The sequence below is a fragment of the Micropruina sp. genome (assembly GCF_047602385.1).
Taxonomy (GTDB): Bacteria; Actinomycetota; Actinomycetes; order Propionibacteriales; family Propionibacteriaceae; genus Micropruina.
In genome coordinates this window covers 205,569-224,284 of record NZ_JASGHL010000005.1, presented here as the reverse complement: position 1 = coordinate 224,284, position 18,716 = coordinate 205,569, and the positions used below count along the sequence as shown (strand labels likewise).

General features: G+C 70.3%; 18 protein-coding genes. 9 read left to right on the top strand and 9 right to left on the bottom strand.

Annotated features, from left to right (window positions below; translation table 11 throughout):
* Window positions 1-9: 9 nt before the first annotated feature.
* Entirely contained in the window at window positions 10-1,899 is a 1,890-nt protein-coding gene (gene acs / locus QM711_RS16595; protein WP_415101346.1) for an acetate--CoA ligase, read from the top strand.
* 94 nt (window positions 1,900-1,993) lie between these two features.
* On the opposite strand, the gene QM711_RS16590 is transcribed toward acs, so the two are convergent.
* The 4 genes from QM711_RS16590 to xseA form a co-directional block, all read right to left on the bottom strand.
* A complete protein-coding gene (locus QM711_RS16590; RefSeq protein WP_415101344.1) occupies window positions 1,994-3,214 on the bottom strand; it encodes an MFS transporter in 1,221 nt (406 codons plus the stop codon).
* Between the two features lie 27 nt (window positions 3,215-3,241).
* A complete protein-coding gene (locus tag QM711_RS16585) occupies window positions 3,242-3,781 on the bottom strand; it encodes a hypothetical protein (protein WP_415101342.1) in 540 nt (179 codons plus the stop codon).
* A gap of 359 nt (window positions 3,782-4,140) precedes the next feature.
* The gene (locus tag QM711_RS16580) at window positions 4,141-4,362 is read right to left on the bottom strand and encodes an exodeoxyribonuclease VII small subunit (RefSeq protein ID WP_415101340.1); all 222 of its coding nucleotides are present in this window, start codon (window positions 4,360-4,362) and stop codon (window positions 4,141-4,143) included.
* Window positions 4,355-5,587, bottom strand: a complete 1,233-nt coding sequence (gene xseA / locus QM711_RS16575; protein ID WP_415101338.1) for an exodeoxyribonuclease VII large subunit — start codon at window positions 5,585-5,587, stop codon at window positions 4,355-4,357. Before xseA ends, QM711_RS16580 begins: the two co-directional genes overlap by 8 nt.
* 187 nt (window positions 5,588-5,774) lie before the next feature.
* On the opposite strand from xseA, the gene QM711_RS16570 reads away from it, so the two are divergent.
* Window positions 5,775-6,731: a 4-hydroxy-3-methylbut-2-enyl diphosphate reductase gene (locus QM711_RS16570; protein WP_415101336.1), complete on the top strand. Its 957-nt coding sequence runs from the start codon at window positions 5,775-5,777 to the stop codon at window positions 6,729-6,731.
* Window positions 6,732-6,782: 51 nt separating this feature from the next.
* On the opposite strand, the gene QM711_RS16565 is transcribed toward QM711_RS16570, so the two are convergent.
* From QM711_RS16565 to QM711_RS16555, 3 genes are read right to left on the bottom strand one after another with little or no spacing between them, the layout of a single operon-like run.
* A complete protein-coding gene (locus QM711_RS16565; RefSeq protein WP_415101334.1) occupies window positions 6,783-7,397 on the bottom strand; it encodes a hypothetical protein in 615 nt (204 codons plus the stop codon).
* Between the two features lies 1 nt (window position 7,398).
* Window positions 7,399-8,667, bottom strand: a complete 1,269-nt coding sequence (gene ilvA, locus QM711_RS16560) for a threonine ammonia-lyase IlvA (RefSeq protein WP_415101332.1) — start codon at window positions 8,665-8,667, stop codon at window positions 7,399-7,401.
* A 28-nt stretch (window positions 8,668-8,695) separates the two neighbouring features.
* Window positions 8,696-10,267, bottom strand: coding sequence for a DNA recombination protein RmuC (locus QM711_RS16555; RefSeq protein WP_415101330.1), 1,572 nt, complete (start codon window positions 10,265-10,267; stop codon window positions 8,696-8,698).
* A gap of 149 nt (window positions 10,268-10,416) precedes the next feature.
* Between QM711_RS16555 and QM711_RS16550 the strand changes: the two genes are divergently transcribed.
* Complete coding sequence (locus QM711_RS16550; RefSeq protein ID WP_415101328.1) at window positions 10,417-11,700, top strand: M18 family aminopeptidase; 1,284 nt, start codon at window positions 10,417-10,419, stop codon at window positions 11,698-11,700.
* Window positions 11,701-11,763: 63 nt separating this feature from the next.
* Here the strand turns inward: QM711_RS16550 and QM711_RS16545 are convergent, their stop codons facing one another.
* Window positions 11,764-12,894, bottom strand: a complete 1,131-nt coding sequence (locus QM711_RS16545) for a helix-turn-helix transcriptional regulator (RefSeq protein ID WP_415101326.1) — start codon at window positions 12,892-12,894, stop codon at window positions 11,764-11,766.
* Window positions 12,895-13,029: 135 nt separating this feature from the next.
* Between QM711_RS16545 and QM711_RS16540 the strand changes: the two genes are divergently transcribed.
* From QM711_RS16540 to QM711_RS16530, 3 genes are read left to right on the top strand one after another with little or no spacing between them, the layout of a single operon-like run.
* A complete protein-coding gene (locus QM711_RS16540) occupies window positions 13,030-14,748 on the top strand; it encodes an FAD-binding protein (protein ID WP_415101324.1) in 1,719 nt (572 codons plus the stop codon).
* Window positions 14,749-14,800: 52 nt separating this feature from the next.
* Window positions 14,801-15,055: a type II toxin-antitoxin system VapB family antitoxin gene (locus QM711_RS16535; protein ID WP_415101322.1), complete on the top strand. Its 255-nt coding sequence runs from the start codon at window positions 14,801-14,803 to the stop codon at window positions 15,053-15,055.
* Window positions 15,052-15,438, top strand: a complete 387-nt coding sequence (locus QM711_RS16530) for a type II toxin-antitoxin system VapC family toxin (protein ID WP_415101320.1) — start codon at window positions 15,052-15,054, stop codon at window positions 15,436-15,438. Before QM711_RS16535 ends, QM711_RS16530 begins: the two co-directional genes overlap by 4 nt.
* Before the next feature lie 26 nt (window positions 15,439-15,464).
* Here the strand turns inward: QM711_RS16530 and QM711_RS16525 are convergent, their stop codons facing one another.
* Entirely contained in the window at window positions 15,465-16,214 is a 750-nt protein-coding gene (locus tag QM711_RS16525; protein ID WP_415101318.1) for a hypothetical protein, read from the bottom strand.
* Window positions 16,215-16,315: 101 nt separating this feature from the next.
* On the opposite strand from QM711_RS16525, the gene QM711_RS16520 reads away from it, so the two are divergent.
* Genes QM711_RS16520 through QM711_RS16510 form a run of 3 tightly spaced genes read left to right on the top strand, consistent with a single transcriptional unit; the run spans window position 16,316 to window position 18,713 of the window.
* Window positions 16,316-16,576, top strand: coding sequence for a DUF1272 domain-containing protein (locus QM711_RS16520; protein ID WP_415101316.1), 261 nt, complete (start codon window positions 16,316-16,318; stop codon window positions 16,574-16,576).
* Window positions 16,577-16,593: 17 nt separating this feature from the next.
* Window positions 16,594-18,378 (top strand): C1 family peptidase, encoded by a 1,785-nt coding sequence (locus tag QM711_RS16515; protein ID WP_415101314.1) that lies wholly within the window; start codon window positions 16,594-16,596, stop codon window positions 18,376-18,378.
* Window positions 18,378-18,713: a protease inhibitor I42 family protein gene (locus QM711_RS16510; RefSeq protein ID WP_415101311.1), complete on the top strand. Its 336-nt coding sequence runs from the start codon at window positions 18,378-18,380 to the stop codon at window positions 18,711-18,713. Before QM711_RS16515 ends, QM711_RS16510 begins: the two co-directional genes overlap by 1 nt.
* The last annotated feature ends 3 nt before the right edge of the window (window positions 18,714-18,716 follow it).

The window sequence follows — 18,716 nt, the reverse complement described above, 5'->3', positions numbered from 1 at the left end:
GATGCCGCAATGGCACAGCTCGAAGGCGACGTCGTCTACCCCGATCCGTCGATCGCCGCCGAATCGCACGTTCCCGACCCCGACCGGCTGCGCGCTGAGGCGCTCGCCGATCCGGCGGGCTTCTGGGCCGACCGGGCCCGCGAACTGGAGTGGTTCAAGCCCTGGGAGAAGGTCGTCGACGACTCGAACGCGCCGTTCTTCACATGGTTCACCGGCGCCGAGGTCAACATCGTGCACAACTGCCTCGACCGGCACGTCACCGGACCGAACAAGAACAAGCTGGCGCTGATCTGGCAGAGCGAGGACGGCAAGGAGCACCGCACCTTCAGCTATTTCTCGCTGAATCGTCAGGTCAACCAGATGGCCAATGTGCTCAAGGCGATGGGGGTGGTCAAGGGTGACCGGGTCACCATTTACCTGCCGCGCATTCCCGAGGTGTTCTTCGCGATGCTGGCCTGCGCCAAGATCGGCGCCGTCCATTCGGTGATCTTCGCCGGGTTCTCCTCCGACGCGCTGACCGACCGGATCGACGACTCCAAGTCGAAGCTGGTGATCACCGCCGACGGGTCGTGGATCAACGGCAAGGTCTTCCCGCTGAAAGAGATCGTCGACAAGGCGGTGAAGTTCTCGCCGACCGTCGAGAACGTGATCGTGGTGAAGCGCACCGGCTCCGAGGTGACCATGGACCCGCTGCGCGACCACTGGTACCACGACCTGCAGGCGCTGCCGATCGCCAAGGGCAGCTGCCCGACCGAGCGGCTCGACTCGGAGCATCCGTTGTACATCCTCTACACGTCGGGTTCGACCGGGAAGCCGAAGGCGATCCTGCACACGCATGGCGGCTACATGGTCGGCACCTACACGACCTTGAAGTACTCCTTCGACATGCGCCCCGAGGACCGCTGGTGGTGCACCGCGGACCCGGGCTGGGTGACCGGGCACTCCTATCTGGTCTACGGGCCGCTGCTCACCGGCGCCACCACGTTCATGTTCGAGGGCGGCCCGACCTATCCCTACCCGAGCCGCTGGTGGCAGCTGGTCGAGTACTACGGGATCACCCAGTTCTACACCGCGCCGACCGCCATCCGGTCGCTGATGCGGTTCGGTGAGGCTTGGCCCAATCGGCACGACCTGAGCTCGTTGCGGCTGTTGGGATCGGTGGGCGAGCCGATCAACCCGGAGGCGTGGCACTGGTTCCACCGGGTGATCGGCAAGGAGCGCTGCCCGGTGATCGACACCTGGTGGCAGACCGAGACCGGCATGTTCCAGATCACCCAGGTACCGGGCGAACCGCACAAGCCCGGCTCGGGCGGCAAGCCGTTCTTCGGCCAGGACGCCGCGATCGTCAACGAGGCCGGTGACGAGGTGCCGGACGGCGACGAGGGCTTCCTGGTGCTGAAGAACCCGTGGCCGGCGATGTTCCGGACCCTGTACGGCGACGATCAGCGCTACATCGACACCTACTGGTCGAAGTACCCGGGTGTCTATCTGGCCGGGGACGCCGCCCGCCGCGATGCCGACGGCTACTTCTGGATCATCGGCCGCACCGACGACGTGATCAACGTGTCGGGCCATCGGCTCGGCACCGCCGAGGTGGAGTCGGCGCTGGTGTCGCACCCGGACGTCACCGAGGCGGCCGTGGTCGGGCTGCCGCACGAGGTGAAGGGCCAGGCCATCCACGCCTTCGTCACCCTGCGGGTCGGCGCGGCCGGCAGCCAGGAGCTGGCCGAACAGCTGCGGGCGCACGTGGCGTCCCATCTGTCGCCGATCGCGAAGCCGGACGCCATCGACTTCCCGGACAAGCTGCCGAAGACCCGGTCGGGCAAGATCATGCGCCGGGTGCTGAAGGCGCGGGCGCTGGGCCAGGACGAGGGCGACCTGACCACCCTGGAGGACTGAGGCTTCGGCTCACCTTCGAGTGGCCGTCGCTGGTTGAGCCGGGTCGAAACCCGACTACCGGGGACGTCACGGCCAGCCTCGACCGGGACGATGCTCAGCGGCGTCCGAGCGGGAGCAGGACGACCACCACCACGATCACCGGAAGGGTGAACAGGGCCAGCCCTTCGAAACCGACCCAGCCGAGCGCGCCGCCGGCGGCGACCGCGCCCAGGGCACCCATCAGGCTCATCGCGGCGTCGTTGCGGCCCTGGCGCCGGACCCGGAGTTCGGCCGCGGACGTCTCGGTGAGCAGGGCCGCGCCGGCGACCGTCGCGGCGCTCCAGCCGAGTCCGAGCAGGATCAGCGCCACCGTCACCCACGTCGGGTCGGACGCCCCCAGCGCGATCACCGCGGCGCTGGCGGCCAGGATGGCGAAGCCGAGCGCGATCGTCCGCAGCCGTCCCCAGCGGTCGGCGAGCATGCCGAACACGGGGGAGAGCGCGAACATGCCGGCGATGTGCAGGCTGATGGTGAGCCCGACGACGGTCAGCGTCGCCCCGTGGTGCAGCAGGTGGATCGGGGTCATCGCCATCACCGAGACCATCACGGTGTGCGCGCCGACCACGGTGAGCATGGCGTAGCCGGCGGCGACCGGCCGGTCCGGGCGGGCGATCAGACCGGACGCCTGCGGCCGGGTCAGGGCGTCGGCACGGGCCAGCAGCAGTGGGTCCGGGCGTAGCGCGGTCAGGTACAGCACGATGCCGCCCAGTTGCCCGGCCAAGGTGAACAGGTAGGGCCCGGTGAGCGCCGGCATCCCGACGATTGCGCCGAGTTCCTCACCCGGACCGACCAGATTCGGCCCCAGCACCGCGCCGATGGTGGTGGCCCACACCACCATCGACAGATCGCGGCCACGGGAGGCGTCCGTGGCCAGGTCGGTGGCCGCGAACCGGGCCTGCAGGTTGGCGGCCTGCCCGGCGCCGATCAGCAGGAAGCCGGTCAGCAGCATCGCGAAGGACGCCGTGGGCACAGCCACGATCACGAGTCCGACGCCGAGCAGTGCGACCGCCATCCCGGAGGCCAGCGCGAGGCCCCGGCCCCGGCGTCCGGCCAATGCGGCGAGCGGCATCGAGGTGAGTGCGGTGCCCAGGGTGATCGCCGCCGATGCCAGGCCGGAGAGACCGTCATCGCCGGAGATCCGGGCGGCCAGCACGGCACCGAGCGACACTGTGGCGCCGAAACTGATCCCGCTCAGCACCTGTCCGGCGGACAGCACCCACAGCGTCCGCCGTTGTAGCAGGACTAGGTCGGGGACGCGGTCGAGCAATTCGGGCACCGCGTCACAGTATCCGGCGGGTGTCCTTCACCGTGTCACCCGCACTGGTGCGAGTCCGGGACGGGCGACGACCGCGATCGTGACGTCCGCCGGTTTCCGGACGCCGAAGGCGATCCGGTAGGCCACCGCGCGTCCCGTGGCAACCGAGCGCGGCGGCGAACCGCCCAGCTTCCCGGGGTCGTGGACGCCGTCGGCGTCCTTGCCGCCGGAGCGGGCGGTGATCGCCAGCCGGCTGACGTCGAAGCGGGCGGCGGTGCCGTTGCGAATGGTGACTTTCAGTTGCACGTAGTGGCTGAAGCTGTTGACCGTCCGCACCCAGCCGCTCGGCCAGAACCGCTTCGGTTTCCCGATCGTGATCGACAGCCCGTCCGGCCAGCGGTAGGTCGTGCCGAACCGAACGGACGCCGGACCTGCCGACGGTGGGCTGCTCACGGTGGTCGGCGCGGGCGATGCCGGGGGCATCGTTGTAGGGGTCGAGCCCGCCGTGCACCCGGTCAGCATCACCGCCGCAATCGCGATCCCGATCGTCAGCAGGCGAGCCCGGCTGCCGATCGTTCGTCCATGCACCCACCGAGTATCGCAGCGCAGCTGCATGACGACAGGTGTGCCACCGCTGGTCGAGTCCTTCATCCAACGCCGGTCAAGCCTGTCGAGACCTCCGAGGTGCCAATGTGGAGGCGTGGGTTTCGACAAGCTCAACCAACGCCGGATCGAGTACTGCGCACGCAACGCTGAAGCGGTGGTGGGGGATGGTCGCGGCAGGTAGGTGGGCGTCTGGAGGCACGCGTCAGCGGGCCGTAAGGGGGCGGCGCGGCCATCCCTCACCACCGCGGCGACCAGAGGCGACCACGGCGACCGCAAGCGGAGGGGTCTCGACAAGCTCGACCAGCGGAGGGGGTCTCGACAAGCTCGACCAGCGGGGTGGCTCAGTCCGCGGAGTTGGCCCGATCAGCGGGGGATCCGGCGGCAGACGCCTCGATGGTGGCGCGGGCGCCGTCCAGCCATTCCTCACAGCGACGCGCCAGCGCCTCGCCCTCTTGCCAGAGCTCCATCGCCTTCGACAATGGGACCGAGCCGGCCTCAAGGGATTGGACCACCTCGACCAGTCGCTGGCGGGCCTGTTCGTAGCTCTGCGGCTGATCAGCCATCGGATTCCCTCCTGCTTTCGACTTCGGTGACCTCGGCCCGGAACAGGCCGTCGGCGAGCATGGTGACCACGGCGTCCCCCGGCGAGACGATCGTGGTGGAGTCGACCGGCTGACCGGCCTCGGTGCTGACGATCGCATAGCCGCGCAGCAGGGTGGCCCGGGGCGACAAGGCACGCACCCGACTCAGCGCGTGCTCGACCCAGGCTGCCTCCTCGCGCAACCGAGCCCGGACGGCCCGCTCGCCCCGGGCGCGCAGCTCGCGGACCTGGCCGGCCTGCACGTTCATTGGTCCGATCGGGTCGGCCAGCACCGGACGCGAGCGCATCGTGGCCAACACGTGCGCTTCGCGGTCGATAAGCCGCAGCATCGCGGCCCGCACCCGCTGACCGGCCTGGACGACCCGGGCCCGCTCGTCGGCGACATCGGGAACCACCCGCTTGGCGGCGTCGGTCGGGGTGGCGGCCCGTAGGTCGGCGACCAGGTCGAGGATCGGGGTGTCGGGCTCGTGACCGATGGCACTGACCACCGGCGTCCGGCAGGCGAAGACGGCGCGGGCCAGGGACTCGTCCGAGAATGGCAGCAGGTCCTGCAACGAGCCGCCGCCACGGGCGATCACGATCACCTGGACGTCGGGATCGCGGTCGAGCGTGGTGAGGGCGTCGCGCACCTGCTCAACGCAGGACGTGCCCTGCATCAGTGCGTGCTTGACCACGAACCGGACGCCGGGCCAACGCCTGCGGGCCACCTGCAGAACGTCGCGTTCGGCTGCGCTGCCCTCGCCGGTGATCAGGCCCACGGTCTTCGGCAGAAACGGCAGCGGCTGTTTGCGCGCCCGGTCGAACAGGCCTTCGGCCTGCAGCATCCGCTTGCGCTGCTCGATCTGGGCGAGCAGCCGTCCCTCACCGGAGGCGCGCAAATCGCCGCACTCGAAGGTCAGCGACCCCGAGCGACTCCACACCGTGGGCCGGACCAGGGCGACCACCTCCATGCCCTCGGCGACCGGGCCGGCGGCGTCCAGGACTCCGGTGGAGGCGGTGAGGGTGACCGACACCTCGGCGAGCGGGTCGCGCAGGGTGAGGAAGTGGGTGGCCGCGCCCGAGCGACGCTTCAGTTCGATCAGCTGCCCGGCCACCCAGACGCTGCCGAGCCGCTCGACCCAACTCTTGGTTGCGGCCACGATGGCGCGCAGCGGCTGCGGCTGTTCCGGGCTGCTGGTCAACGGCATGGCCCGACCCTAACGGCCCGCGCCGACAGCATGGCTGTCCACCCGCACCGCCTCCCGCGCTCGCTGAACTATTCGGGGCTCGCTGAACTCAGCGAGCCCCAGATAGTTCGGCGAGCGAGCGGGGAGGGGGGTGGACCGCGGATGGCGGGGGACGGGGGTACGGGACGCGATCGATAGACTGGCCCCCATGACCGATTCCAAACGCGTCGTCGTTGCGGCTCCGCGCGGGTACTGCGCCGGCGTCGACCGAGCGGTGGTCACCGTCGAGCGAGCGCTGGACCTGTACGGTCCGCCGGTCTACGTGCGCAAGCAGATCGTGCACAACCGGCATGTGGTCGAAGACCTGGAGGCCCGTGGGGCGATCTTCGTCGAGGAACTGGACGAGGTGCCCGAGGGCTCGACCGTGGTGTTCTCGGCGCACGGAGTGTCGCCCGCGGTGCACGCCGAGGCGGCCGAACGCAGCCTGAAGACGATCGACGCCACCTGCCCGCTGGTCACCAAGGTGCACAACGAGGCGCGGCGGTTCGCCAACCAGGGCCTGCAGATCCTGCTGATCGGGCACGCCGGCCATGAAGAGGTCGAGGGCACCGCCGGTGAGGCGCCCGAGCACATCACGCTGGTCGAACGCCCCGAGGACGTCGCGAAGGTCGAGGTGGCCGACCCGTCGAAGCTGGCCTGGCTGTCGCAGACCACGCTCAGTGTGGACGAGACCTGGGAGACGGTCGGCAAGCTGCGGGAGAAGTTCCCGCAGCTGATCGACCCGCCCAGCGACGACATCTGTTACGCGACGCAGAACCGTCAGTCGGCGGTGAAGCAGATCGCGGTGGACGCCGACCTGGTGATCGTCGTCGGCTCGCGCAACTCGTCCAACTCGGTGCGGCTGGTCGAGGTGGCTCTTGAGGCCGGTGCCAAGGCGTCCTACCGGGTCGACAACGCCGGCGAGATCGACGAATCCTGGCTCGACGGGGTGGAGAGTGTCGCGGTGACGTCCGGAGCCTCGGTGCCCGACGACCTGGTCCAGGGTGTGCTGGCCTTCCTCGAAGAGCGGGGTTACCCGGCCGCCGTCGAGGAACGGCTCACCGAGGAAAACCTGGTGTTTGCGCTGCCTCCCGAGTTGCGTAGGGACATGCGCGCCCGCGCCTGAACCAGGATGCGCATCGACTACTGAGCGGGGCAGCGCTCCGCCGGGACTCGCTCAGGCCACCTTTCGTGCGGGCCGGGGCCAACCGTGCGTTCGCCGCTCGAGGTGAGCCAGCCGTCCGATCACCTCGGGATCGCCGGTTTGCCAGGCCGCCGCCGGGTCGGCGGCGATCGGGGCCAGCCGCCGGACGGGTTGGCTGGCCAGCGCCCGCAGGGCCAGCACGGCGTCGTCGGCACCCGCGCGCATCAGGGCGGCGACGGCGGCCGAATCGCGCCAGAAGCACACCCGGTGCCAGATCCAGAACGGCACCACCAGCAGCACCGGAATGACCAGTCCCCACAGGCGGAGGTCGGCGGCCAGGGAATCCAGTTGGGCGGCAAGCCCGGAGGAGTTGGCCACCAGCGGGTCGATGGCCCGGGCCATCGCGTCCAGCGGCCCGCGCAGGGCACTCCCGAACGGGATCGCTCCCACCGCATCCGCCGCGTCGGTGACGCTGGTATGGATCTGACGGGTTGACTCCTCGGCTGCCCGCGCCCGCCCGGCCAGCCGCCGGACGTACTCGTCCGAGGCACGGGAGATTGCCCACCACGCCCAGCACCAGCCGATCACGAGTGCGTCGAGCACGATCTGGCGGACGAGCTTCCATGACGGCGGTGCGTAAAGGTACATGTCAGACCAGGAATCTGTAGAAGGGACTGTCAGGTGGGATGCGTTCGACAGTCAAGCGGCTATTCCGCATCCGGTCCAGCAGTCGCTGGAGTTCGGCCGGATCGCCGAGTTCGACTCCGACCAGCGCCGGCCCGGTCTCCCGGTTGGAGCGCTTCACGTACTCGAACAGGGTGATGTCGTCGTCGGGCCCGAGCACATCGTCCAGGAACCGGCGCAGCGCACCCGGTTCCTGCGGGAAGTTCACCAGGAAGTAGTGCTTGCGGCCCTCGTAGACGAGTGCGCGTTCAGAGATCTCGGCGTAACGAGACAGGTCGTTGTTGCCGCCGGACACGATGGCTACCACCGTGCGTCCCGGCGACGGCTTGTAGATACCGAGTGCGGCGCTGGCAAGGGCGCCTGCCGGCTCGGCGATGATGCCGTCCACCTGATAGAGCTCCAGCATCTCTGAACAGATCCGGCCCTCGGGTACCGAGAACATGTGCGGCTTGAGCCGGCGGGCGATGTCAAAGGTCAGCTCGCCCACCCGGCGAACGGCGGCGCCGTCAACGAAGGTGTCCAGCTTGACCAGGTCGCGGGGGCGTCCAGCCTCAAGAGCGACCGCCATGGACGCGGCCCCGGACGGCTCGGCGCCGACCACCTTGGTGCCCGGATGATGCTCGGCCAACCAGGTCAGGCAGCCGCCGATCATGCCGCCGCCGCCGACCGGCACGATCAGGGTGTCGGGCGCGCGGCCCAACTGGCGCACGATCTCGGCGGCAACCGTGCCCTGACCGGCGATGGTGCGGACGTCGTCGAAGGCCGACACCATCGTGCGACCCTCGGTCGCGACGATCTCGTCGGCGCGGGCGGCCGCTTCGTCATAGGTTTCGCCATGGACGATCAGTTCGGTCCAACCCTCGCCGAGCTGGCGCATCCGCTGCCGCTTCTGTCGCGGGGTCGTGGTGGGGACGACGATCTTGGCCTCGATGCCGAGCCGGGCACAGGCGAAGGCGACGCCTTGGCCGTGGTTGCCGGCGCTGGCGCAGACCACGCCCGCGGCCCGTTCCTCAGCGGTGAGTTGGCTGATCAGGTTGTAGGCGCCGCGGATTTTGTAGGACCGGACGGGCTGCAGATCCTCACGCTTGAGCCAGACCTGGGCGCCGGTGGCGTCGGAGAGTCGCTTGTTGAACTGCAGCGGGGTCTCGACGATGACGCCGGCGAGCCGGTCGGCCGCCTCGTCGATGCTCTGTGCGGTGACCCCGGTGCTGATGCTGTGCGCGGTGACGCTCATCGGACCATTCTCGCCGCTCGGTCGCGATTCAGCCCGCGGTCCGGCGGCGCCGAGACGCGGTGGCCGGCGCGACATCGGCATCGAGCAGTTCATCGAGCGCGGGCTGCGGCCGGTGCAGTCCTTCGGGATCCTCAGCGCGTCCGCCGATCATCGGGGTGACCTGGACGGCGTCCTCGACCAGTTCGGGCGCGGTCAGCGGGCGGACGGCGGCATCGACCGCGTTCACCGTAGCCAGCTCCTTCCCGGTGACATGCAGGTCGCGCAACCGGCGGGCGGTGGGGAAGACCCGGCCCTCGATCGATCCGACCGCCTGGTTGTAGGCGGACACCGAGGCGGAGAGGGAGCGCCCCACCCGGTCGAAGTGCCCGCCCAGGGTGCCGAGCCGGTCGTACAGCTCGCGGGCCAGCTCGGACACCTCGGCCGCCGACTCGGCCAGCGCGGCCTGCTTCCAGCCGTAGGCGACGGCCCGCAGCAGGGCGATCAGGGTGGTCGGGGTGGCCAGGATCACGTTGCGCTGCGAGGCGTACTCGTGCAGGTCGGGCTGCCGGCTCAGCGCCTCCGCGGCCAGCGCCTCGCTGGGCACGAACATCACCACGAACTCGGGCGTGCCCAGATCGGACTTGAAGTAGGCCTTGCCGGACAGCTGGTCGACGTGGGTGCGAACATTCTTGGAGAACTGCTTCAGCGCCTGCTCGCGGGTGCTCTCGTCTTCGGTCTCGTTAGCGTCGAGGAAGGCGGCCAGCGGCACCTTGGAATCGACCCAGACGAACCGGTCACCCTCGAGCAGCACCTTCAGGTCGGGCCGGATCACCTGATCGGCGGTGGTGCTGGTGGTCTGCTGGGTGACGAAGTCGCAGTGCTCGACCATGCCGGCCAACTCGACCACCCGCTTCAGCTGCTGCTCGCCCCAGTTACCCCGGACGTGCGGCTTGCGCAGGGCGGTGACCAGGGCCCGGGTCTCGAGCCGCAACTGCTCGCCGGTGGCCTGCACGTTGCGGACTTGGTTGGCCAGTTCGGTGGCCAGCACGGCCCGCTGCTGCTCGACCTCGCCCAGTCGGGCGCGGAACGCCTCGAGCGTCTCGTGCACCGGCTTCAGCAGCAACTCGGTGGCCCGCAGCCGCTTCTCCGCGCTGTCGTCGGCCGACTTGCCCTGTCGTTCCAGCGTTTCGGCGGAGAGCACCTTGAACTGGGCGATCAGCGACTCTCGGTCGGCGGCCAGCTCATCGGCGCGCTTGACGGCCGATTCGCGCTGGGCCAGCGCGGCCGCAAGACTTGCCGATACTTCGGCCGCCTCGGCCTGGGCGGCGGCGGCGAGTGCCCGGGCATCGGCCGCCTCGACCCGGGCGCGTTCCACCTCGGTGCCCGACCGTGCCAGCTCGGCCCGCGCGGTAGCCGCTTCGGCTCGGGCATCGGCGGCCTCGGCTCGGGCGTCGGACGCCTCACGCCGGGCATCGGCGACCTCGGTGCGGGCGGTCGCGGCGGCCGCGTCGCGCACAGCCTCGTCGGTGTTCTGCCGGGCCAGCGACACCGCTCGGGTGACGAGGCCGCCCAGCAGCCCACCGAGCATCACCGCGACCAGGGCCAGGACAACCATCTCCATGCCGACGATCTTGCCGGGAGGCTCTGACAAAACTCGTGACCGACCCGGTGTGAGCACCCAATCGGATCGCGGACGGGCTCGATCAGCGGGGTCCGTGGCGCGGGCTAGGCTGCCGGCAGCCACCCAGCACAGTTGAAGGAACCGTCCAGATGGATTCGTACCGACCGGGGCCGAGCGATGGATCGGCCCACCTGGACGATCTCGCGGCTTTCGTGACAGCCAGCCCGTCGTCCTTCCACGCCGCGAACCGCGCCGCCGAATTGCTGCTGGCGTCCGGCTTCGTCGAGGTCACCGAGGTCGAGCCGTTCAGCTCGCTACCCGGCGGCTACGTGCTGGTCAAGGACGGCTCGGTGCTGGCCTGGCGGATCCCCGAACGCTTGGCGGCGCCAGCGTTCCGGATCGTCGGCGCGCACACCGATTCGCCGGGCTTCGTGCTCAAGCCGCGGCCCACGTCGACGTTCCTGGGCTGGCAACAGGCCGGCATGGAGGTCTACGGAGGTCCGCTGCCGAACTCGTGGCTGGATCGCGAGTTCGGCCTGGCCGGACGGCTGGTCACCGCCGACGGCGCCAGCACCCTGGTCTCGACCGGGCCGTGGCTACGCATTCCGCAGGTCGCCCCGCATCTGGACCGCAGTGTCCACGAGAAGCTGGTGCTCGACCGGCAGCAGCACCTGCAGCCGGTGTTCGCGGTCGGACGCCCCGGCGCCGACCTGCTCGCCGAAGTGGCGGCGCTGGCCGGGCTGCGACCTGGCGACGTGCTCGGCCACGACCTGTGCGCCTTCGTCACCGAGCCGCCGGCCAGGATCGGGCTGGGCGGAGACCTGTTCGCGTCCGCGCGGCTGGACAACCTGGCCAGCGTGCACGCCGGGCTGACCGCGCTGGCCGCCACCACCGACTCCGACGCGATCACGGTGCTGGCCTGTTTCGACCACGAAGAGGTCGGCTCCGGCACCGCCACGGGGGCCAGTGGGCCGCTGCTCGAGACCGTGCTCATCCGGATCGCCGACGCGCTCGGTTGGGGCATCCAGGACGCCGCGGCGGCCCGTGCTCGCTCGGTGCTGGTGTCGGCGGATGCCGGCCACGCCGTCCATCCGAACTATCCGCAGCTGCACGACCCCGATCACCGCCCGCTGCCGAACGCCGGCCCACTGATCAAGTTCAACGCCAACCAGCGTTATGCCACCGACGCGGTGGGTGAGGCCGTCTGGCGCCGGGCCTGCGCCGCGGCCGGCGTCCCGACCCAGGACTTCGTCTCGAACAATTCGGTGCCCTGCGGGTCGACCATCGGCCCGTTGTCGGCGACCCGGCTGGGCATCCGCACCGTCGACGTCGGGATTGCGTTGCTCAGCATGCATTCGGCACGCGAGTTGTGCGGGGTCCGCGACCCCGGCTGGCTTGCTGACGCCATGCGCGCCTTCTACGCCGGCGCTTGAGTGTGAAGAGTGTCAGATCGAGCACCGCTAGCGGTGCCCGATCTGACACAGATCAGCTCGCCTTCAGGCGGAGAACCAGCCACCCGGACCGACGCCGGTGCTGAGCCGGGGAACGTACTGGTCGAAGTAGACCCGGGCGATCAGTTCGCGGCGGCTGCGCACCGATGCCTTCTCGAAGATCGACTTCAGGTGGTCCTGCACCGTCCAGGCGGACAGGTACAGCTGGCCGCTGATCTCCTTGGTGTCCAATCCCTGCAGCACCAGCGCGACGACGTCCCGTTCGCGTGCGGTGAGCCCGAACGCGGCGACCACCAGCGGGACGACCTCCGGCGGCCGTGCCTCTTCGATGGTCACCACCACATCGCCCTGGACGCCGTCCCGCGGACTGAGTGGGGTGGCGTGCAGCACCAGCCACAGGCCGCTCGCGGTCCGGATCCGGGCCCGGGGCGGACTCGGCCAGTCACCCCGGGCGTACCGCCGGGCGGCGCCGACCAGGGAACCGATCACCCCGGCCGCGGAGGTGCCGGTGCCACCCATCGCCAGCTCGGCCAGCCAGCGGTCGGCTCCCGAGTTCACCTGGACGACGGCGTCGTCCGCCCCGACGATCATCACCGCGGGGCCGACCGGCGAGTCGAAGGGCGCCGTCGCCGCCAATGAAGCCAGCAGTCCGGCCCGGACGCCGGCGCCCATCACACTCGACAGCGACGCCATGAAGGCGACCTCGCCGGCGTCGAACGGGCGGTCGTCCGAAGACCGGAAGTAGGCGGTGACGCCCCAGAGATGGTCCCGGTCGAAGCACAGCGACCGGAGTTCGTCGCCGTAGCCGTAAGCCGGCCCGATCAGTTCGCGCAGCCGGGTTGACTCGTCCAGGCGCCCGGACGTGGCCTGGTGGACGCCGGCGGCGCGGTGTCCGGCGTCCGCGAGTTCGGTGAAGGTGGTGGTCTCGCGGTCGCCGTACTCGATCAGGCCCCAGTCGTGGTCGCGCTCGTCACGGCCCTTGAGGCTGCCGTACTTGCGGGTGCCGGTGAGCAGCCGGGTGGTCGGGTCGACGGTGCCGAAGCAGACCGCTTCGAACGGGACGGCGCGCTGCAATGAGAGCAGCACCTCACTCAGGAAGGTGTCGAGGTCGAGCCCCCCGTGCGCCACCACCTCGACATCGCGCCGAACCCGTTCGGCCAGCAGTCCACCCGGCATGGCAGCCATTGTGCGCCCTCTGCGCCGACCGCGGAATCCCAGAACCCTGGGGGCGGCTCGCCCCCCTTCGCCTGGCCGCCCGATCCCCAGCAATCGGGGATGGGTCCTGTCAGTCCCCGACGTCACGGTTGAGCCATGGCAGAGATCACCATTCCGGTGCAGCGGCCGGTCGGCGCGGACGGCCTGCTGCTGCACGAGGACGATCACGTCGCCCAGTTGGCGCTGGCCCTGGAGAACCTGGAACGGGCGCTGGGGGCGTCCGGGCTGGCTCCGGCCGATCTGGTCGCGATCCGTATCAGCACCACGAACCGGCGGCTCTTCGACGATGCCGCCGAGGTGCTGACCCAGCGCCTCGCCGAGCACGAGGTACGTCCCGCGATCGGCGTCCACGAGGTGTCCTGGCTCGGCCAGGCGGGCATGACCATCGCGGTGGGGGCGACCGCCCGTACCGCAGAACTCGTATCCCACAAGGAGGAACAATCCATGACCAGTGAGCTGACCGAGGTGCCCGCAACTGTCCTGCGCGGCCTGTGTGAGGGCCGCGTCTACCTGCCGGGCGACCCTGGCTACGACCTGGCCAGGACGCCGTGGGCCGTCCATGTCGACCAGCGGCCGGCCGCCGTGGCGGTGCCGCACTCGGCGCAGGAAGTCGCCGACGTGGTGCGTGCCGCCGGCGCGGCCGGGCTGCGGATCGCTCCGCAGAGCAGCGGTCACGGCGCCGGGGCGTTCCTCGGCGCTGACCTTTCCGACGTGGTGCTCGTCCGGCTCAACGAGTTCACCGGAGTCAGCATCGACCCCGAGCGCCGGCTTGCCCGGGTGCTCGGCGGAACCCTGTGGCAGACGGTGGTCGAGGCAGCTGCACCACACGGCCTGGCCGCGCTGCACGGCTCGTCGCCGGATGTGGCGGTGGCTGGCTACACCCTGGGCGGCGGGCTGTCCTGGTACGGACGCCAGCACGGGCTGGCCGCACACCACCTGCATGCCGCTGAGTTGGTGCTCGCCGACGGGTGCCTGGTGCGCACCGACGCCGATCACCGGCCGGACCTGTTCTGGGCGCTCAAGGGTGGCGGCGGCAACCTCGGCGTCGTGACCGCGCTGGAGTTCGAGCTGCTGCCGATCGCGGACGTCTACGCCGGCATGCTGCTCTGGCCGGCCGAGAAGGCCGCGGAGGTGACTCACCGCTGGGCGGAATGGACGCGCACCGCTCCGGACGCCGTCACCACCTCCCTGCGGTTGATGAGCTTCCCGCCGCTGCCGGAGTTGCCGCCGTTCCTGAGCGGGCGACGGCTGGTGGTGATCGACGGGGCCGTCCTGGGCTCCGATGAGCAGGCCGCCGAACTGCTCGCCCCGCTGCGTGACCTGGGTCCCGAAATGGACACTTTCGGACGGATGCCGGCGGCAGCTCTCACCCGAATCCACATGGATCCGGAGGGTCCGACCCCCTCGGTGGCGAACGCGACGGCGCTGGCCGAGTTGCCGTCCGACGCGGTCGACGCGCTGCTGCGGATCGCCGGTCCGGACTCCGGCAGCTCGCTGCTGGTCGCTGAGATCCGGCAGCTGGGCGGGGCGCTCGGACGTCCCGGCGACGCTGCCCTGGCCCGGCTGCCAGGAAACTACCTGGGCTTCTTCCTGGCCATCGCCCCGACGCCCGACCTGGCCGCGCTGGGTCGAGCGGACGCCGACCGTGCCGTCGAGGCGCTCGTCCCATGGGCGGACGCGGGCCGGTACCTGAACTTCGACGACAACGCCGTGGACACCTCGGCGGGGTACTCGCCGCTGGCCTGGCGGCGGCTGCAGGCGGTACGGGAGTCAGTCGACCCGTGCCATCGGCTGCTGGCCAACCACGCGATCTGACGGCTGAAGATTCTTCCCATTGGGGCATCTGTCTTCCTGTTAGGGTGGATGGATGGCGCTCAACATCAAGGATCCGGCAACCGACGCGCTGGCCCGTGAGCTCTCCCGGGAGACCGGCGAGAGCATCACGGTGGCATTGCGGATCGCGCTCGGCGAACGGCTGGCGCGGGTCCGCCGGCAAGCGTCGATCGGTCGGCGCACCAGCGATCTGCAGCGCTACATCGAGCGGGGTCGGCAACGCGCGGTTCTCGACGACCGGTCTGTGGACGAGATTCTGGGCTACGACGACGACGGGCTGCCGCAATGATCGCCGATACGTCAGCACTGGTTGCGGTGATCCTGGGCGAACCCGACGCAGAGGGGTACCTGAAGGCGATGGCTGCGGCGCCGACCCTGTCGGTGTCCGCGGCATGCCTCACCGAGGCGCTGATCGTCGTCGAGGCGCGGCAGGGGCCGGAGGCCGCAACCGATCTGGGCGCACTGCTCGCTGATCTGGAGGCCGAGGTGGTTGCCCTCGACGAGGGCCAGGCCGAAGTCGCAGCATCCGCCTGGCGGCGGTTCGGCAAGGGTCGGCATCCGGCCGGGCTCAATCTCGGAGACACTTTCAGCTACGCGTTGGCCGTAACCCGCGGTGAGCCACTGCTGTTCAACGGCCGCGACTTCGCCGCCACCGACATTGCGCAGGCCTGAGCCCGAACCGGTTCCGTCGACCCCGGTCAGCGGGCCTGGTGAGATTCCGGAATCGGTAGCTTGCGCGTCCGTCGGCGTCGGTGTTTGCGCCGCCGTTCAGCACGATCCACGCCGTGCTGCAGTTGCTCCTGAGCCCGGATGTACTGGGTGTAGCCGGTCGAGACCAGGATCAGGAAGGCGCCTAGCGAGATCAACGAGTAGACCAGGTCGGGAATCACGTACGGGGTGCCGCGCAGCTCGTGGGTGATCCGCTCGATCAGCGACAGCACGGCGATCGAACTCCAGCCCCAGAAGATGGTCCGCGCGGTTTCGGTTGCCTCGACGAACTCGGCCCTGGCCGCCATCCGGCTGTTGTGTGCCCAGCCCCAGGCCAGGCTCGAGGCGATCAGGCCCGGCACCAGCCCCGCCGTGTTGGTGAACCCCGATTCCCGGTCGGCGCCCACCATTGCGACGACGACGATGCCGGCCAGCGGCGAGAGCAGCAGGTAATAGGTGTGGTTGCGCGGATCGGCCTTGCGGACGTCCCAGCCCCGGTAACGCGCGAAGATCGCGCCGAGGGCGACCAGGTAAGCCCCGATCGCCGCCCAGTTCGAGACCACCACCTCGACGAAACCACTGCCCGACATCCGCAGCACGATCGCGGTCACCTGCAGCGCCAGGGCAAGCCCGAACAGGCTGAACTCGAGCCTGCGCCGCTGGGTGTCGGCACCGCGCACGGCGACGGTCTCGTCGATCGCCGGACCCAGGTCGGGCTGGTCGTCCTTCTGGTCCGGCATGCCCTCAGCGTAAGCAACACCGGGCCCACCGTGGTCCGGTGCCGGAATGCTCTCGTCGCCCACCCCGTCCGGTGCCGCCTCGGACGGGGTACGGTGAGCGCGTGCTCGACCTGCGACCGAACTGCGAGTGCTGCGACCGGGATCTGGCCGTGGCCGACCCAGACGTCTACATCTGCACCTTCGAATGCACCTGGTGCGGCTCCTGCGCCCGCGACGTGCACCGGATGATCTGCCCGAACTGTGCCGGTGAGCTGGTCCGCCGCCCGGTGCGTCCGGCCGAGGCACTCCGCCACAACCCGGCCAGCACGGTGCGGGTCTTCAATCCCGACTGCCTCGGACGGGTGCCGGCGCCGGCTGGCTGAAAGGAAGGGTGGGCCCGATGGTGCTCGAACTTGCCACGCTGCGAGGGGCGGCGCTGGCCTCGGAGATCGGCTGGCGGCCCGGCGAGACGGCCAACTCGGGCTTGTCGTCACTACGGGCTCGGTCGCGGCTCGGCGCCGTCCCGCCCGGTGGCCTGGCGCGGCTGCAGGCTCGCGAGCAGGCCGCGACCGCGCGGCTGGCGGCGCCGTCCGCCGCCGCCGCGGCACCACCCAGGCACGACTGGCGCAACGTCGCCGGAGCCAACTACGTGACCAGCATCAAGGACCAGGCGGGCTGTGGCTCGTGTGTCGCCTTCGGCACCGTCGCGGTGCTGGAGTCGATGGTGCGGATCGCAGCCAAGCAGCCGGGGCTGGCGGTCAACCTGTCCGAGGCCTACGTGTATCACTGCCTCGGCGCGTCCAACGGCGCCATCCCATGCCCCGACGGCGGCTGGTGGCCGCACCAGGCACTGACCGCGATGCGGTCCGGCGTCACCGATGACGCGAACTATCCCTACACCGACAAGGCCCAGCCCTGCCGGCGTGGCTCCGACTGGAAATCCCGGCTGACGAAGTTCGCCGGATTCACCCGCAAGACCTCGGTGAGTGCGATGAAGGCCTACCTGTCGACGGTCGGACCGCTGGTCGCCTGCTTCACCATCTACGAGGACTTCTTCTACTTCTACACCGGCGGCATCTACAAGTACCGGGCCGCGACCGCCGGGGAGGTGATCGGCGGCCACTGCGTCGCCATCATCGGCTACGACGACGCCAAGAAGTGCTGGATCGCGAAGAACAGCTGGGGTACCGGCTGGGGCGAGGAGGGCTACTTCCGGATCGCCTACGGCAGCGCCGGCATCGACGCCGAGATGTGGGGGATCAACGGCACCATCACCTCACCGCTGATCCGGACCGAGCTGCGGGTGCTGCTCGCCGGCGCCGGGAACGTCTTCCAGACCGCCCGCAGCAAGGCGGGCAGCTGGCTGTCGCCGGTGGTCCGGCTGGACTCCGGCAGCCCTGGCGACCCCGGCGACTTCTCCGCGGTGACTGCGGCCGCGACCATCAACCGGCTGCACGTCCTCGGCCTGGTCGGCGGCACGCTGTGGTATTCCCGCAAACGCAGCGATGCCGGCTGGGCGACCTGGGAACGGCCGTCCTCCGCCCTGCCGTCCGGGGTCAAGTCCTGGACGGCGATCGGTTGCGCCGCGGTCGGGGATGCCGTGCACGTCACGGCGCTGGCCGGCGGCGCCATCTGGCACACCCTGCGGACGGCCAAGGGTGACTGGCAGCAGGCCTGGACCAAGGCCGCGGCGAGCAACACCGCAGCGGGATCGTTCGCCGCGCTGAGCTGCCTGGCGCGCGGCAGCGAGACCAATGTCGTTGCCGTCGCCGGCGGCACGCTGTGGCTGATCACCCGCAACAAGGACGGTAGCTGGAAGGCCCCGGCCCCGATCAGTCCCTCGAACGGGGTGCTGCCCGGCGCCTTCACCGCGGTCGGCGCCGCGGTGGTGGAAGGCCGGCTGAATCTGGTGGCGCTAAGCGAGGGCAAACCGTGGCTCCTGGAGCGATCCGCTGCCGGAGCCTGGGGCAACTTCCGCCAGCTTCCAGGGGCCGGCCAGGGGAGCACGTTCAGCGGTATCGCCTGCGCCGACGTCGGTGCCACCCTGCACGTCCTCGGCACCGCGGCGGGAAAGCCGTGGCACACGCTGCGGAAACCGGACGGCAGCTGGCAGTCCGGCTTCGGCAATGTCGGGGGTGTGCTCACCGGGGAGCCGGCCACGATCGTCTCGTTGGACGGCGCCTGATGGCCGAAGGGGAGCTACCCGCCGCAATCGCCCTGCAGGTAGCGCAGACGCGCGAACTCGTACTGCCCGGGCTGGGCACCGCCGGCTGCCGGTGGAGTGACGCCGTCGACGGCGAAGCCGGCATCGTCGAGCTGGACTGGCGCCGCGGCTTCCCAGCCGGTGACGAACGCCGCCCGGCCGGTGCCAGCGCACCGGAGCGGCTGCTGATCACCGCCGTCGCTCCCGGCCGGGTGGTCCTGCATCTCGTTCAGCAACGTCCGTGGGAGCACGGCCGTCCACTCTCCGAGCACGCCCTGGAGGTCGAGGTTCTCCCGCCGGCGGCGGGCCCGCCGTAGCCG